Source organism: Halomonas urmiana, from assembly GCF_005780185.1.
GTDB classification, from domain to species: Bacteria; Pseudomonadota; Gammaproteobacteria; order Pseudomonadales; family Halomonadaceae; genus Halomonas; species Halomonas urmiana.
On sequence record NZ_VBUI01000023.1, the window covers coordinates 52,374 to 68,089 of the forward strand.

Below are 15,716 nucleotides of genomic sequence, written 5' to 3' on the forward strand. Positions count from 1 at the left end.
GCCCTTGACCCCCTGTGCTGCGGCCGTGATGCTCGGCGGCCGGGGAACCTGGTGGACCGTGTTATCGAGCGCGACACCTTGGCGTCGAGGGATGCCGTCAGCAGCTGATCGATTGCTCCGCCGTTATGATGGCAGGGCGAGTATGGCATGCTCTCGCACGTCCGCAGGGCTATCGCAGTTACGAAAGCTGAGGGGCGCTGGGGGCAAGCCGACGAGGAGGTCCTACGCCAGGGGTGAGGAAGATCCTTCCGAACGGGCTGGCCATGGAGGGCCAGCACCGGTCCTGCAAGCGGAGCAGGATGCGAGAGCGAAGCAGGGCGTCGGTAGCGCCCAAGGAAGGGTTCACAGCGCCTCCGGAGGGCCGGCCCCGCTCAAAGGCTTGCCCCCAGATCAGCCCCGAGCGATGGGAGCTATCTGCGATAGCCCTGCGGACGTCCGTTCGGCTGTTGTGCATTGCGGCATGCTCAGGTATGAATATCCGGTCTAACCCATGCAAGATTCCAATAACTAGCGGGAGATCCAACGTGAAGATTGGTGCACCCAAGGAGCTCGCCAAGGGTGAGGCGCGTGTCGCGCTGACCCCCGACAGCGCGAAGTTCATCCAGAAACTTGGACACGACTGCCTCATCGAGACCGGTGCCGGCGCGGCGGCGGGCTTCGACGACGCCGCCTACCGCGATGCCGGCGTCACCGTGGTCGACGGCGCCGAGGCGCTGTGGACCGATGCCGAGGTGGTGATCAAGGTCCGCGAGCCCCTCGAGGAGGAGGCCGAGCGCCTGCGCGAGGGCCAGACCCTGATCAGCTTCTTCTGGCCGGCCCAGAACGAGGAGATGCTGGAGGCATGCCGGGCCAAGGGCGCTACCGTGGTGGCGATGGACATGGTGCCGCGCATCTCGCGGGCCCAGAAGATGGATGCGCTGTCGTCCATGGCCAACATCGCCGGCTACCGGGCGGTGATCGAGGCGGGCAACAACTTCGGACGCTTCTTCACCGGCCAGGTGACCGCGGCCGGCAAGGTCCCGCCCGCCAAGGTGCTGGTGATTGGCGCCGGCGTGGCGGGGCTTTCCGCCATCGGCACGGCCACCAGCCTCGGCGCCGTGGTGCGCGCCTTCGATGTGCGACCCGAGGTCTCGGAGCAGATCGAGTCCATGGGCGCCGAGTTCCTGTTCCTCGACTTCGAGGACAGCCAGGACGGCTCCGAGAGCGGTGGCTACGCGGCCCCCTCCAGCCCCGAATTCCGCGAGAAGCAGCTCGAGTGCTTCCGTGAGCAGGCGCCGGACGTCGATATCGTCATCACCACGGCGCTGATTCCCGGCAAGCCCGCGCCCAAGCTGTGGCTGGAGGACATGGTCGCGGCCATGAAGCCCGGCTCGGTGATCATCGACCTGGCGGCCGAGAAGGGCGGCAACTGCGACCTGACCCGGGCGGACGAGAAGGTGGTCTCCGACAATGGCGTGACGGTGGTCGGCTACACCGACTTCCCCTCGCGCATGGCGACCCAGTCCTCGCTGCTCTATTCCACCAACGTCCGCCACATGCTGACCGATCTCACCCCCGAGAAGGAGGGCGTGATCGACCACAACATGGAGGATGACGTCATCCGCGGCGCCACGGTCACCCACCAGGGCGAGGTCACCTTCCCGCCGCCGCCGCCCAAGGTGAAGGCCATCGGCGCGGCCAAGCCCAAGCCCAAGGAGAAGGAGCCGACGCCGGAGGAGAAAAAGGCCGCCGAACACGCCGCCTTCAAGGCGCAGACCAAGCGCCAGGTGACCCTGCTGGCGGTCGGCGGCGCGCTGATGATGCTGCTCGGCCAGGTGGCTCCGCCCTCCTTCATGCAGCATTTCATCGTCTTCGTGCTGGCCTGCTTCGTCGGTTTCCAGGTGATCTGGGGCGTCAGCCACTCGCTGCATACCCCGTTGATGGCGGTAACCAATGCCATCTCCGGCATCATCATCCTGGGCGCGATCCTGCAGATCGGCTCGGGCAGCGTCGTGGTGGGCGTGCTGGCGGCGATCTCGGTACTGATCGCATCCATCAATATCGTGGGTGGCTTCCTGGTGACACGCCGGATGCTGGCCATGTTCCAGAAATCCTGAGCGGCGGAGAGACGACATGTTGGGTCAAGGATTCGTATCTGCCGCGGCGATCGCGGCAAGTGTATTGTTCATCCTCTCGCTGGGGGGGCTGAGTAACCAGGAGAAGGCCAAGCGCGCCGTCTGGTACGGCATCGTCGGCATGGCCGTGGCGGTGTTCTTCACCGCCTTCGGACCGGGCATCGGCGGCTACTGGTGGATGATCCCGATGATGGCCATCGGCGCGGGGATCGGCGTCTACGTGGCCGGCAAGGTCGAGATGACCGAGATGCCGCAGCTGGTGGCCGCGCTGCATAGCTTCGTCGGCCTGGCCGCGGTGTTCGTGGCCTGGAACGCCGACCTGGAACGGCGCCGGGTGATGGCGGCCCGCGCCATCGAGGCTACGTCCCAGGAGTTCTCGGCGTTCGCCGCCCTGGTGGCCGAGAAGACCCCGGCCGAGCTGACCTTCCTGCAGGTCGAGGTGGTGCTGGGCATCTTCATCGGCGCGGTGACCTTCACCGGGTCGGTGATCGCCTTCGGCAAGCTGGCCGGCAAGATCGACGGCAAGCCTCGCCAGTTGCCCGGCGGCCACCTGCTGAACGCCGCCGCGGCTGGACTGTCCGTGGTGCTGGCCATGCTCTACCTCAACGGGGCGGGCTTTTGGACCCTGCTGGTGCTGGCGGGCCTGGCGTTCTTCATCGGCTATCACCTGATCATGGGCATCGGCGGCGCCGACATGCCGGTGGTGGTGTCGATGCTCAACAGCTACTCAGGCTGGGCCGCGGCGGCGATCGGCTTCACGCTCTCCAACGACCTGCTGATCGTCGTCGGCGCATTGGTGGGCTCCTCCGGTGCGATCCTGTCGTACATCATGTGCAAGGCGATGAACCGCAACTTCGTCAACGTGATCCTGGGCGGCTTCGGCGGCAGCCAGGGCCCCGCGGCGGAGATCGAGGGCGAGCAGGTGGCCATCGATGCCGGCGGCGTGTCCAGCGCGCTGAACGATGCCGATAGCGTGATCATCGTGCCGGGCTACGGCATGGCGGTGGCCCAGGCGCAGAATGCGGTCAGCGAGCTGACCCGCAAGCTGCGCAGCGCCGGCAAGGAGGTGCGCTTCGGCATCCATCCGGTTGCCGGCCGCCTGCCGGGCCACATGAACGTGCTGCTCGCCGAGGCCCGGGTGCCCTACGACATCGTGCTGGAGATGGACGAGATCAACGACGACTTCGCCTCCACCGACGTGGTGATCGTCATCGGCTCCAACGATATCGTCAATCCCGCGGCCCAGGAAGATCCCAACAGCCCGATTGCCGGCATGCCGGTGCTCAAGGTGTGGGAGGCCAAGCAGGTGTTCGTCTGCAAGCGCGGCCAGGGGACCGGCTATTCCGGCATCGAGAATCCGCTGTTCTTCAAGGAGAACACCCGGATGTTCTACGGCGATGCGCGCCAGAGCATCGACTCGCTGCTGCATCTGGTCGACTGACCCCGGCACGCCCGGGCCGGAAGCCGGCTCGGGCGGCGCTCTCACCCCACCGACCAGTCGCGTCGACAGGTCGCGCCAACACGCCCCTTCACGGGGCGTTTTTTGGTTACAATCACTCATCCATTCAGTTTTCCGGGGCGATCATGTCAGACCAACCCATGCGCGTGGCGGTGCTCGGCGGCGGCAGCTTCGGCACGGCGCTTGCCAGCATCGCCGCCGACAACGGGGCCGAGGTCCGCCAGTGGCTGCGCGACCCCGAGCTGGCGGCGCAGATCAACCGCGAACACCGCAACGGCCGCTACCTGCCCGACTACGCCATCAACCCCGCGGTGGTGGCCTCCACCGCCATGGACGAGGTGCTCGAGGGTGCCGGCCTGGTGCTGGTGTCCATTCCCTCCAAGGCCTTCCGCGAGGTGGTGCGCCAGGCGCGCCCCTTCCTCGACGCGGGCCAGATACTGGTCAGCACCACCAAGGGCATCCAGGAGGAGGGCTTCAAACTGATGAGCGAGATCCTCGAGGAGGAGACCGGCTTCGCCCATATCGGCGTGATCTCGGGGCCGAACCTCGCCTCGGAGATCGCCCAGAAGCAGCTCACCGCCACGGTGATCGCCAGCGACGACGCCGAGACCCGCACCCGGGTGCAGACGGCGCTGGGCTGCGACTACTTCCGGGTCTATGCCAGCAACGACCGCTTCGGGGTGGAGCTGGGTGGCGCGCTGAAGAACATCTACGCCATTGCCGCGGGCATGGCGGCGGCGCTGGGCATGGGCGAGAACACCCGCAGCATGCTGATGACCCGGGCGCTGGCCGAGATGAGCCGCTTCGCGGTGAACCAGGGGGCCAACCCCATGACCTTCCTGGGGCTCGCCGGCGTTGGTGACCTGATCGTCACCTGCTCCTCGGCACTGTCTCGCAACTACCGGGTGGGCCAGGCCCTGGGCGAGGGCCACACCCTCGAGGAGGCCGTCGAGGCCCTGGGCCAGGTCGCCGAAGGCGTCAATACCGTGCGCCTGGTGCGCGACAAGGCCCGCGAGGACGGCGTCTACATGCCGCTGGCCGAGGGGCTCTACCAGGTGCTGTTCGCGGGCGTACCGGCCCGGGAGATGGCGCGGCTGCTGATGCAGGGCGAGCAGAGCAGCGACGTGGAGTTCGTGCTGCCGCGCTCGGACGTCCGCCAGGATCGCCGCGGCGGCGGGGAGCGGCCATGACCGAACGAGGCGCCGAACCACCGGCCGAGCGGTTGCTGATCATGCGCCACGGCGAGGCTGCGCCCGGCGCGCCCGATGCCGAGCGGGCCCTCACCGCACGTGGCGAGCGCGAGGCCGAGCGCATGGGCCGCTGGCTCGCCTCGCGCACGGATCTCGACGCGACGCGCCTGCGCCTGGTGGCGAGCCCCTACCGGCGGGCCCGGCAGACGGCGGCGTGGATCGCCGCACCGCTGGGGCTCGAGGTGGAGACCCTGGCGCTGATCACTCCCGACGCCCCGCCCGGCACGGTGATCGACTGGCTGCTCGATGAGCCCGGTGATCGTCCGCTGCTGCTGGTCAGCCACATGCCGCTGGTCGCCGCGCTGACCGGCCTGCTGGTGGAGGGGCGGGCCGAGTGTGGCCCCGGCTTCGTCACGGCCGCCGTGGCCGAACTGGAGGCCGAGGTGCGGGCAGCCGGCTGCGCCCGCCTGCGCCGCCTTGTTTCGCCGGCGGACATCAATGATCAGGAGGTTTCGTGAGCTATATCGTCAATAACCGCATCTACGTGACCCCGGGTTTCGAAGACGAATTCGAGGCGCGCTTCCGCGCCCGGGCCGGGCAGATCGACACCCAGCCCGGGCTCAAAGCCATGCGCGTACTGCGCCCCCAGGGCAACCAGGCGCCCTACGTGGTGGAGACCGAGTGGCAGAGCCAGGCCGCCTTCCGGGCCTGGGTCGGCAGCGACGACTTCAAGCGTGCCCATGCCGATCCGTTGCCGCCGGAGGCCACCGCCGAGGGCGGCGGCATCGAGCAGTTCGAGGTGGTCGAGGGCACCGAGGCGCGCGGCCCCGGCGAATGATCGGCGCCTAGATCACACCGGCGGCGGTCAGGCCGAAGGCGCCCAATGTGATCGTCGCGCTGGCCATCAGCGTGGACAGGGCGATGATGTTGGCGGTGAGGGCGGCATTGGCGCCCATCGCCTTGGCCATCACGAAGGCGGCGGCGGCGGTGGGGCTGGCGAAGAACAGGAACATCACGCCGAGGGCCGGCCCCTCGAAGCCGATCAGCCAGGCGGCGCCGGTGCAGAGCGCCGGCAGGCTGACCATCTTCAGCAGGCTGGCGCCGAGCGCCAGGCGACCGGAGTGGCGGACCTCGCCGAACGAGAGCGTGGCACCGATGCAGATCAGCGCCAGCGGCAGGGTCAGCGAGGCGAAGTAGTCGCCGGAAGTGGCGAGCCAGCCGGGCAGGGCCCAGCCCGACGCCGCCACCGGCACCGCCGCGGCCACCGCAAGGATCAGCGGATTGGTGGCGATATGGCGCAGCATGCTGCGCCAATCGGCGCGCTGGTCATGCTGAAAGGCGACCAGCACGATCACCGAGCAGGCGTTGTAGGTCAGGATCACCACCCCCAGCAGCAGGCTGCCGGTAGAGAGGCCAAAATCGCCGTACATGCCCGCGGCGAGCGCCAGACCGACGATGCCGCAGTTGCCGCGGAACGCGCCCTGGATGTAGACGCCGCGCTCCCGGTAGGGCACCCGCAGGCTCGCCCACCCCCAACAGAACAGCACGCTTGCCAGAGTCGCCAGGGCGTAGAAGCCGAGCATGGCTGGATTCAGTGTGGCGTCCAGGTCGGCGTGGATGATACTGAGGAAGATCAGTGTCGGCATGGTGCCGCGGAACACCAGCAGCGAGGCCGTCGACACGAAGGGCTGGTCGATCCATCGAAGCCTTTTCAGGATGAGTCCCAGGAAGACCATGGCGAAGACTGGGAGAGTCACGTTCAAGGTCTCGAGGAATACGTCCAGCAGGCTCATCAGCGCGCTAGCCAGAGACCGACGACCACGGCGGTGATCATGGTGATGAAGAACACCCGATTGCGGGCGCGGGTATCGCGGGTGGGCTTGCGGGGATCGGCCACGGTAAGCTCCTCTCGGTGGGGTTGCCGCCCAAGGACGACTTGGCGAGCCATGGTAATCCCGTTAGCCTGCTATCGCCAGAAGGGCACCGGCCGGCTGCCCCCTAAGGAGCCCCCATGCGCCGTTCCGACCAGACCTCGCGTTCTCCCCTCGTCTTCGCCCACGCCAACGGCTTCCCGGGGCAGAGCTATCGCAGCTTCCTGTCGCCGCTGGCCGAACGCTTCGACCTGCACCCGCTGGATCGCCTCGGCCATCACCCCGACTTCCCGGTGGGGCACAACTGGCTGGCCCTGCGCGATGAGCTCCTCGAGTACCTCGCCGAGCGCCCCGGGCCGGTCATCGGCGTCGGCCACTCCATGGGCGGGGTGCTCATGGCGATGGCCGCCGAGCAAGCGCCCGAGCGCTTCCACGGCGTGGTGATGCTCGACCCGCCGCTGATGCTCGGCCTGGACGCCCTGGTCATGAAGGCCGCCAAGCGACTGGGGCTGGCCGATCGTGTCACGCCGGCCGGCCGCACCCTGGGGCGCCGCGACAGCTGGCCCAGCCGGAAGGCGATGGTCCAGTACCTGCGTCGCCGCGGGCTGTTTCGTGGCTTCACCGACCGGGCCCTTCACGACTACGTGGACGGCGGCACCCGGGAACTCGACGATGGCCGCGTGGTATTGGTCTACGATCCCGACATCGAGGTACAGATATTCCGCCACCTGCCCGATCACCTGGATGACCTGCCCGCCCGAGTCCAGGTCCCCCTCGGCGTGCTCGCGGGCCGCGAGTCCCGGGTGCTCACCGCCCACCGCCGGCGCCGACTGCGCCGCCGCGGGGTGCGCGTCGCCGAGGTCCCGGGGGGGCACATGTTTCCCATGGAGGTCCCCGAGGAGACCCGTAGGGCCCTGGTGGCGATGATCGACGACCTGATCGGACAGCCATCATGAGCGATTCTCGGTTCCAACCCCAGGCCCTGAGCCTTGCCGATGGGCGCCTGGCCGCCCTGGCCTGGGGAGACCCTGCGGCCCCCACCTGGCTCGCCCTGCATGGCTGGCTGGACAATGCCGCGAGTTTCTCGCGCCTGGCCCCGCGGCTGCTCGAGCGCCTCGGGATCCGCGTGGTGGCCCTCGACTTCGCCGGCCACGGCCTGTCGGCGCACCGCCACGGCGGCTATGCGCTGTGGGATTATGTCCACGACCTGCTCGATGCCGGCGACGAACTCGGCCTCTCGCGGATGACCCTGCTGGCCCACTCCATGGGCGCCGGGGTGGCCTGCCTGGCGGCGGCTGCCCTGCCCGAACGGGTCGCGGCGCTGGTGCTGATCGATGGGCTGGGCGCGCTGACCACTGCGGCCGACGACGCCCCGGCCCAGCTGCGCAAGGGGCTGCTCGCCGCGCGGCGTGCTCGCTCCCGGGCGCCGAGCACGCCTGGTTCCCGGACACCGAACTCTCCTGGCTCCCGAGCACCGAGCTATCCTGATAGTGAGGCCGCCGTGGCGGCGCGAGTTGCCGGCGGGGCGACGCCCATCGATGCCGAGACGGCGCGCCCGCTGATGCTGCGAAACCTCGACGGCCTACCCGGCGGGCGGGTCCGCCTGCGCACCGATGCGCGCCTGCTTCGCCCCTCGCCGGTGCGGCTCTGCCCCGAGCAGCTCTCCGCCATGCTCCGCGCGCTGCGCGCGCCGGTGCTGCTGGTGGAAGGGGCCACCGGCATCCTGGGCGATCGTCCCCGGGCACGCCGGGCGCGGGCCGAGGTGGCGGACCTCACGCGCCGCGTGCTGCCGGGCGGGCACCACCTGCACCTGGAGCCTGCCGCGACGGGGGAGGTGGCGAGGGTCATCGCCGACTGGCATGCCCTCGAGAGAACGCATGATCGCACGCACGAGAGGGAGGGCGGATCATGAATCGACAACAGCAGGTGGCAAGCCCTCGGGACAAGACGGTGGCCCTGGTGCTCGGCAGCGGCGGGGCGCGCGGCTACGCGCACATCGGGGTGATCGAGGAACTCGAGGCTCGCGGCTATCGCGTGGTGGCGATCTCGGGCTGTTCCATGGGGGCCCTGGTCGGCGGGGTCTATGCGGCGGGCCAGCTCGCCGCCTACCGCGACTGGGTCTGCCAGCTCGACTACTTCGACGTGCTGCGGTTGGTCGATGTCACCTGGAGCCCGATGGGCGCGATGCGCGCCAACAAGGTGATGGGCAAGCTCGAGAGCCTGATCGACGATACCCGCATCGAGGACTTGGATATTGCCGTGACCACGGTTGCCACCGACCTGACTCGCCAGCGCGAGGTGTGGTTTCAGAGCGGCTTGCTGCTCGAGGCGATCCGCGCCTCCATCGCCGTGCCTGGGGTGATCACCCCGGTGCATCGTGGTGATCAGGTGCTGGTGGACGGCGGGCTGCTCAACCCGCTGCCGATCATCCCCACGGTGTCGGCCCAGGCGGATTTCGTGATGGCGGTCAACGTCACCGCCCATAGCCCCCGGCCGGTGACCCTCGAGGAGCTGCTGCCCCCTGAAGAGGCCGCCCAGGAGCAGGCTCGGGAGAAGGCCCGCGACGCCGGCGGCGTCGACTTCGCCAGCTGGGTCGACGGGGTACGCGGCGCCGCGCGGCGGCTGTTTGACGGCCTCGGCACCCCTAACGGCACCACCAACGGCAACGGCGGCGGGCTCGGCAGCGCCGGCAGGAAGAGCCAGGCGGACGAGACTCTGGAGCGCGATCGTCGGCAGTGGGGGCGCCTGGACATGGTACTGGCCTCCTTCGACATCACCCAGGCGGCGCTGGCCAAGTACAAGGTGGCGGGCTATCCGCCGGACGTGCTGATCGAGGTGCCCAAGACGGTGTGCGGCGCCTATGAGTTTCACCGTGCCGAGGCCCTGATCAGCCTCGGCCGCCACCTGGCGGTGGACGCCCTGGATCGCTTCGAGGGGGTGACCCATCCGGGCTGGGGCGATCAGGCGATCGTCGTCGAGCCGGCCGGGGAAGAGGAGCAGGCGTCGTGAGCCAGGGTGCCGCTCAGGCGTCGGCGCCGCGGCGCCGCAGCAGCACGTAGACCGCCCCGGTGCCGCCGTCGATCGTGGTGGCCGAGCAGAAGGCCAGCACGCTGGGCCACTCCCGCAACCAGGCGTTCACGTGGCTCTTGATCACTGGATAGTCGCGGGTGCTGCCCCAGGCCTTGCCGTGCACCACCAGCACGCAGCGTCGCCGGCGGTCGCAGGCGTCGCGCAGGAAGGCCTCGAGCTCTTCCCGCGCCTCCTCCAGGGTGTGGCCGTGCAGGTCGAGCCCCGCCTCCCAGGCGAGGCGTCCGCGCTTGAGCTGCTGGCGCGTGCGCCAGGGCAGGTCGGGAAGGGCGAAGTCGAGGAATTCCGAGGGCCGTACCGGCTCCACCCGGCCATCCGAGGTGCGCCCGCCACCGGCGAGATCGTCGGCGACCGTGGTGGCGGCCGCGCGCCGCTCGGCCGCGGCGGCATCGCCCCGGCGCCGGCGACCGGGATCGGCCCGGTTGCTGGCAATGGGACGCACACCGGCCTCGCGCAGGGCCTGGCGGAAGGCGTTGATCTCGTCGTCGTCCGGGACGTGGCGATCTCGACTCATGGGACCATCGGGTAGAGGAGCGAGCCGTCAGTATACCGCCCCAGCCGTGGCTGTGAACCGCGGGCCCGGTTACAATCTGGCGTCGTCATTCCCGAACACCCGACTCCAGGAAGCCCCGTGGCTGAATCTCTCCCCGACGCGTCTACGTCCACCCTCGTGCTGAGCGACGAGGCCTTAAGCGACGGCCTGATCACCCTGCGCGACTGCCTGCGCTGGGCCGCCAGCGAGTTCCACCTGGCCGGCCTGCACTACGGCCACGGCACCGCCTCCGCGTGGGACGAGGCCGTGGCGCTGTCCCTGGGTGCCCTGCACCTGCCCTGGAACGTCGACCCGGCAGTGCTGGAGGCGCGGCTGCTGCCCATGGAGCGTGCGCGCATCGTGTCGCTGGTGCGGGCACGCATCGAGACGCGTCGGCCGCTGCCCTACCTGCTGGGCGAGGCCTTCTTCGCCGGCCTGCCGTTTAGCGTCGATGAGCGGGTTCTGATTCCGCGCTCGCCCATCGCCGAGCTGATCGAGCACGGCTTCGCCGCCTGGTTCCCCGACGAGCCGCCCGCCCGGGTGCTGGACCTGTGCACTGGTTCGGGCTGCATCGGCATCGCCACGGCGCTGCACCTGCCGACCTGCGAGGTCGATCTGGCCGACATCAGCCTCGAGGCCCTGGCGGTGGCGCGCCGCAACATCACCCGCCACGACGTGGGCGAGCGGGTGCGCGCCGTGGAGTCCGATCTCTTCGCGGGCCTCACCGGTCGCCGCTACGACCTGATCGTCTCCAATCCGCCCTACGTGGACAGCCGCGACCTCACCACCATGCCCGCCGAGTTTCGCCATGAGCCGTCGCTGGCGCTGGGCGCGGGCCAGGACGGACTGGACATCGTCCGGCGAATCCTGCGCGAGGCCCGCGACCACCTGAGCGACGACGGCGTGCTGATCGTCGAGGTCGGCAACTCCGATCACCACCTGGAAGCGGTCTTCCCCGAGGTGCCCTTCCTGTGGCTGGAATTCGAGCGCGGCGGCCAGGGGATCTTCGCCCTGAGCGCCGCCGAACTCGACGCCCATGCGGCGTCCTTCGCCTGATCCACCTCTCCCGCCCCATCTCTCCCGACCCCAGGAGGAGCGCCCATGTCCGGTAACACTTTCGGCAAGCTGTTCACCGTCACCACCTTCGGCGAGAGCCACGGCCCGGCGCTGGGGGCCATCGTCGATGGCTGCCCGCCGGGCCTGCTGCTCTGTGAGGATGACCTGCAGCATGATCTGGACCGCCGCCGCCCCGGCAGCTCCCGCCATACCACCCAGCGTCGCGAGGCCGACCGGGTACGCATCCTCTCCGGGGTCTTCGAGGGCGTGACCACCGGCACCGCCATCGGCCTGCTGATTGAGAACACCGACCAGCGCTCCACCGACTACTCGAAGATCAAGGACCAGTTCCGGCCGGCCCACGCCGACTACAGCTATCACCACAAGTACGGCATCCGCGACTACCGCGGCGGCGGGCGCTCCAGCGCCCGGGAGACCGCCATGCGGGTGGCGGCCGGGGCCATCGCCAAGAAATACCTCTCGGCCCAGGGCATCACGGTGCGCGGCTACATGAGCCAGCTCGGCCCCATCGCCATCGACTTCAAGCAGTGGGAAGCGGTGGACGAGAATCCCTTCTTCTGTCCCGACTCGGAGCGGGTGCCGGAGCTCGAGGCTTACATGGACCAGCTGCGCCGCGACCAGGATTCGGTGGGGGCGAAGATCAGCGTGGTGGCCGAGGGTGTGCCCCCGGGCCTGGGGGAGCCGGTCTTCGACCGACTGGACGCGGAGCTGGCCCACGGCCTGATGAGCATCAACGCGGTGAAGGGCGTCGAGATCGGCGACGGCTTCGCCTCGGTGGCAAGCCGCGGCAGTGAGCACCGCGACGAGATGACCCCCGAGGGATTTCTCTCCAACCATGCCGGCGGCGTGCTGGGCGGCATCTCCAGCGGCCAGGCGATCGTCGCGCATCTGGCCCTCAAGCCCACCTCCAGCATCACCACGCCCGGTCGCTCCATCGATGTCCACGGTCAGCCGGTGGAGATCGTCACCAAGGGTCGCCACGATCCCTGCGTGGGCATCCGTGCCACGCCCATCGCCGAGGCGATGATGGCGCTGACCCTGATGGATCATCTGCTGCGCCAGCGCGGCCAGAACGCCGAGGTGAATGTCTCGACCCCCCGCTTGCGTTGAGCCGCCCCGCGGGGCATGGCTGCTACACTTCAGGCGTCCAACCACACGAGTGACGCCATGAAGATCAACGTCGAATTCGACCTGACCCCCGAGGAGTTTCGTCAGGCGCTGGGCCTGCCCGACGTGGAGGCCTTCCAGAAGGATCTGCTCGACCGGATCCAGAAGCAGATGGAGTCGGGCGTCGAGGGGTACGATCCGATGAGCCTGATGCAGCCCTTCCTGCAGCAGCAGGGGTTGTCGCAGAACCTGACGCAGGGGCTCTCGCAGGGCCTCTCCAGCTTCGGCAACTACCAGCAGATGATGCTCGATATGCTCTCCAAGGCCGCGGCCAGCTCCGGTCGCGGCGACGCGTCCGGCGAGGCCTCCTCGAGCGAGTCGTCGTCCTCCACCGAGAAGACCCAGTCCTCCGGCAAGTCGTCCGACAGCGGTTCCCGAGCCTCGACGGCCAGTGCTCGCTCGCGTGGCAAGCACGATAGCTGAGGGCCGGCCTCACGCACCCTTCGACCTTCGCCGGGGTCGGCCGCAATCCGGTTGCAAGCCTCGGCGTCGCGGACTAATCTTTGTGCAGTGCAACAAGTCGTTTGTTACCGAACCGCCAGGAGGGATTCGACATGCAGGACAAGATGATCGATGCATTCAACGAGCAGACCCGTCAGTTCTTCGAACCGATGCGCAAGCTCAATTCTCTGATGCTGAACAACATGGAGAAGATGACCCAGTATCAGATGGAGTCGATGAAGCGCTACAGCCAGATGGGCACGGAGCGCATGCGCGATGCCGGCGAGCTCACCGATGCCGAGAGCATGCGCGACTTCGGCGCCCGCCAGGCCGAGATGATGAACGAGCTCTCCAAGCAGATGCTCGAGGACGCCAAGGCCATGAGCGAGATGAGCCTGGAGTTCAAGGCCGAGCTGGAGAAGCTCTATGCCGAGTCCGGCAAGCAGCTCGCCGAAGAGGCCGAGAAGGCCGGCCAGGCGGCCAAGCAGGAGACCGCCCCGGCGGAGCAGCCCGCCAAGGCGACCAGCCAGTCCTCGTCGCGTAAGCGCTGATTCCTCGTCCGTCACCACGACGCTCCGATACCCGCCCCGCGGGTATCGGAGTCAGTTGTTGTGACCATGCCTTGCGCGTCGCGAGGCGATGCGGCTAAGGTCGCGTCGAACCCTCGGCCGGCACGGTGTGCGGCCGACATGAACGGGTCGTTACCAACGGTCGATATCAACAACAGGAGGGGTCAATGCAGTCAGGGGTGCAAGCACCGACACAGGCCGAGCTCGAGGCGTGGAACGCCCAGCTCTCGGCGATCGGCGAGGAATACAAGGCCTTGATGCAGGATCTGCTGGCGCGCATGGTGCCCAGCGATGCCGCGGAATCGGTCCATGACGACATGCGGCGCAGCTTCCAGGCCGGTGCCCAGTCGCTGATGCAGAACCCGTCCCTGCTGTGGCAGACCCAGTCTCGGCTGCTTCAGGAGCAGTTCCAGTTGTGGCAGCAGTCGCTGCGCCGGCTGGCCGGCGAGGACGTCGAGCCGTTGGTCACCCCGGCCCGGGGAGATCGCCGCTTCAAGGACGACGCCTGGCGAGAGGATCCCTACTACCTGGCGATCATGCAGCAGTACCTGCTGTTCTCGCGCCTGGTGGAGGAGCTGATCGAGCGCCTGGATGGCCTCTCGGAGGACCAGAAGCGCAACCTCGGCTTCTACGCACGCCAGCTCGTCAATGCCATGGCGCCGACCAACTTCGTGACCACCAACCCCGAGGTGATGCGCAAGACCCAGGAGACCCGCGGCCAGAACCTGGTCGAGGGACTCGCTCGCCTGCGCGAGGACCTGGCCAACTCCGCTGAGGGTCTCAACGTCACCATGACCGATCGCAGCGCCTTCGCTATCGGCGAGAACATCGCCGTCACGCCGGGTGCGGTGGTCTTCGAAAACGAGCTGATCCAGCTGATCCAGTACACGCCGACCACCGAGCAGGTCTACAAGACGCCGCTGCTGGTGGTGCCGCCCTGGATCAACAAGTACTACATCCTCGACCTGCGCCAGGACAACTCCCTGGTGCGCTGGCTGGTGGAGCAGGGCCACACCGTGTTCCTGATCTCCTGGCGCAACCCGGGGCCCGAGCAGCGCGACCTGACCTGGGCCGACTACATGCAGCTGGGGCCCATCGACGCCATGGGCGCCATCGAGCAGGCCACCGGCGAGAAGTCGGTCAACCTGGTGAGCTATTGCATCGGCGGGACCCTGACCGCCTCGACCGTGGCCTACCTGACCAGCACGCGGCGTGGCCGCAAGGTCAAGTCGGTGACCTACATGGCCACTCTGCAGGACTTCCGCGACCCCGGCGAGATTGGCGTCTTCCTCACCGAGCCGGTGCTCGAGGGCATCGAGGCCAAGCTCGAGCGTGATGGCTACCTCGACGGTCGCGTCATGGCCTACTCCTTCAACCTGTTACGCGAGAACGACCTCTTCTGGTCCTTCTACATCAACAACTACCTGAAGGGCGACGCTCCGGCGCCCTTCGACCTGCTGTACTGGAACACCGACGGCACCAACCTCCCGGCGGGCACTCACGCCTGGTACCTGCGCCACATGTACCTGGAGAATCGGCTGGTGCAGCCCGGCGGGATCGAACTCGACGGGGTCAAGATCGACCTGCGCAAGATCTCCACGCCGAGCTACTTCATCTCCACCCGCGAGGATCACATCGCCAAGTGGAACAGCAGCTACTACGGGGCGCTGCTGCCCAAGGGGCCGGTGACCTTCGTGCTGGGCGGTTCCGGCCACATCGCCGGGATCGTCAACCCGCCCAGCAAGAACAAGTACGGCTACTGGACCAACGATGAACTACCTGACACCGCCGAAGAATGGCTCGAGGGCGCCCAGCAGCACGAGGGCTCCTGGTGGCCGCACTGGCAGCGGTGGATGCTCGATAACGGCTATGTCGACGCCGAGAAGATGGTGCCGGCGCGCACGCCGGGGGACGGCGAGCTCGATATCCTCGAGCCGGCTCCGGGGCGCTATGTGCGCATGACCATTCCCGAAGTCCTCGGTGAAGCCAAAGCCTGAAGCTGGAAGAGCGCCGCTCCGCGGGCTTGAGCTTGAAGCTGGAAGAGCGGCGCTCCGCGCCTGGAAGCTGGAAGAGAAAACCCCCGTAGCCTGACTACGGGGGTTTTCTCTGTATCGGGGGAAGCGAAGCTACTGGCTTCGAGCTTCGAGCTTCGAGCTTCGAGCTTCGAGCTTCGAGCTTCGAGCTTCGAGCTTCGAGCTTCGAGCTTCGA

The 15,716-nt window shown here is 68.2% G+C and carries 15 protein-coding genes; 13 read left to right on the forward strand and 2 right to left on the reverse strand.

Annotated features, from left to right (window positions below):
- Positions 1-524: 524 nt before the first annotated feature.
- The 5 genes from FEI13_RS14590 (at position 525) to FEI13_RS14610 (ending at position 5,601) form a co-directional block, all read left to right on the forward strand.
- Complete coding sequence (locus FEI13_RS14590) at positions 525-2,096, forward strand: Re/Si-specific NAD(P)(+) transhydrogenase subunit alpha (RefSeq protein WP_138182249.1); 1,572 nt, start codon at positions 525-527, stop codon at positions 2,094-2,096.
- A gap of 16 nt (positions 2,097-2,112) precedes the next feature.
- Entirely contained in the window at positions 2,113-3,555 is a 1,443-nt protein-coding gene (locus FEI13_RS14595; RefSeq protein ID WP_138182250.1) for an NAD(P)(+) transhydrogenase (Re/Si-specific) subunit beta, read from the forward strand.
- 143 nt (positions 3,556-3,698) lie between these two features.
- Positions 3,699-4,763: an NAD(P)H-dependent glycerol-3-phosphate dehydrogenase gene (locus FEI13_RS14600; protein WP_138182251.1), complete on the forward strand. Its 1,065-nt coding sequence runs from the start codon at positions 3,699-3,701 to the stop codon at positions 4,761-4,763.
- Positions 4,760-5,281 (forward strand): phosphohistidine phosphatase SixA, encoded by a 522-nt coding sequence (gene sixA, locus FEI13_RS14605; RefSeq protein ID WP_138182252.1) that lies wholly within the window; start codon positions 4,760-4,762, stop codon positions 5,279-5,281. The genes FEI13_RS14600 and sixA overlap by 4 nt, the downstream gene beginning before the upstream one ends.
- Positions 5,278-5,601: an antibiotic biosynthesis monooxygenase family protein gene (locus FEI13_RS14610; protein ID WP_138182253.1), complete on the forward strand. Its 324-nt coding sequence runs from the start codon at positions 5,278-5,280 to the stop codon at positions 5,599-5,601. The genes sixA and FEI13_RS14610 overlap by 4 nt, the downstream gene beginning before the upstream one ends.
- Positions 5,602-5,608: 7 nt before the next feature.
- Here the strand turns inward: FEI13_RS14610 and FEI13_RS14615 are convergent, their stop codons facing one another.
- A complete protein-coding gene (locus tag FEI13_RS14615; protein ID WP_138182254.1) occupies positions 5,609-6,556 on the reverse strand; it encodes an AEC family transporter in 948 nt (315 codons plus the stop codon).
- 218 nt (positions 6,557-6,774) lie between these two features.
- Between FEI13_RS14615 and FEI13_RS14620 the strand changes: the two genes are divergently transcribed.
- Genes FEI13_RS14620 through FEI13_RS14630 form a run of 3 tightly spaced genes read left to right on the forward strand, consistent with a single transcriptional unit; the run spans position 6,775 to position 9,643 of the window.
- Positions 6,775-7,590, forward strand: a complete 816-nt coding sequence (locus FEI13_RS14620; RefSeq protein WP_138182255.1) for an alpha/beta fold hydrolase — start codon at positions 6,775-6,777, stop codon at positions 7,588-7,590.
- Positions 7,587-8,546: an alpha/beta fold hydrolase gene (locus FEI13_RS14625; protein WP_138182256.1), complete on the forward strand. Its 960-nt coding sequence runs from the start codon at positions 7,587-7,589 to the stop codon at positions 8,544-8,546. Before FEI13_RS14620 ends, FEI13_RS14625 begins: the two co-directional genes overlap by 4 nt.
- Positions 8,543-9,643, forward strand: coding sequence for a patatin-like phospholipase family protein (locus FEI13_RS14630; protein WP_138182257.1), 1,101 nt, complete (start codon positions 8,543-8,545; stop codon positions 9,641-9,643). The genes FEI13_RS14625 and FEI13_RS14630 overlap by 4 nt, the downstream gene beginning before the upstream one ends.
- A gap of 13 nt (positions 9,644-9,656) precedes the next feature.
- Here the strand turns inward: FEI13_RS14630 and FEI13_RS14635 are convergent, their stop codons facing one another.
- A complete protein-coding gene (locus FEI13_RS14635) occupies positions 9,657-10,235 on the reverse strand; it encodes a Smr/MutS family protein (protein ID WP_138182258.1) in 579 nt (192 codons plus the stop codon).
- A gap of 117 nt (positions 10,236-10,352) precedes the next feature.
- On the opposite strand from FEI13_RS14635, the gene prmB reads away from it, so the two are divergent.
- From prmB to phaC, 5 genes are all read left to right on the forward strand, one after another.
- Positions 10,353-11,309: a 50S ribosomal protein L3 N(5)-glutamine methyltransferase gene (prmB, locus tag FEI13_RS14640; protein ID WP_138182259.1), complete on the forward strand. Its 957-nt coding sequence runs from the start codon at positions 10,353-10,355 to the stop codon at positions 11,307-11,309.
- 45 nt (positions 11,310-11,354) lie between these two features.
- Complete coding sequence (aroC, locus tag FEI13_RS14645; protein ID WP_138182260.1) at positions 11,355-12,440, forward strand: chorismate synthase; 1,086 nt, start codon at positions 11,355-11,357, stop codon at positions 12,438-12,440.
- A gap of 57 nt (positions 12,441-12,497) precedes the next feature.
- The gene (locus FEI13_RS14650; RefSeq protein ID WP_138182261.1) at positions 12,498-12,920 is read left to right on the forward strand and encodes a hypothetical protein; all 423 of its coding nucleotides are present in this window, start codon (positions 12,498-12,500) and stop codon (positions 12,918-12,920) included.
- 131 nt (positions 12,921-13,051) lie between these two features.
- Positions 13,052-13,489: a phasin family protein gene (locus FEI13_RS14655; RefSeq protein ID WP_138182262.1), complete on the forward strand. Its 438-nt coding sequence runs from the start codon at positions 13,052-13,054 to the stop codon at positions 13,487-13,489.
- Between the two features lie 185 nt (positions 13,490-13,674).
- Positions 13,675-15,504: a class I poly(R)-hydroxyalkanoic acid synthase gene (gene phaC, locus FEI13_RS14660; protein ID WP_138182263.1), complete on the forward strand. Its 1,830-nt coding sequence runs from the start codon at positions 13,675-13,677 to the stop codon at positions 15,502-15,504.
- Positions 15,505-15,716 lie beyond the last annotated feature (212 nt).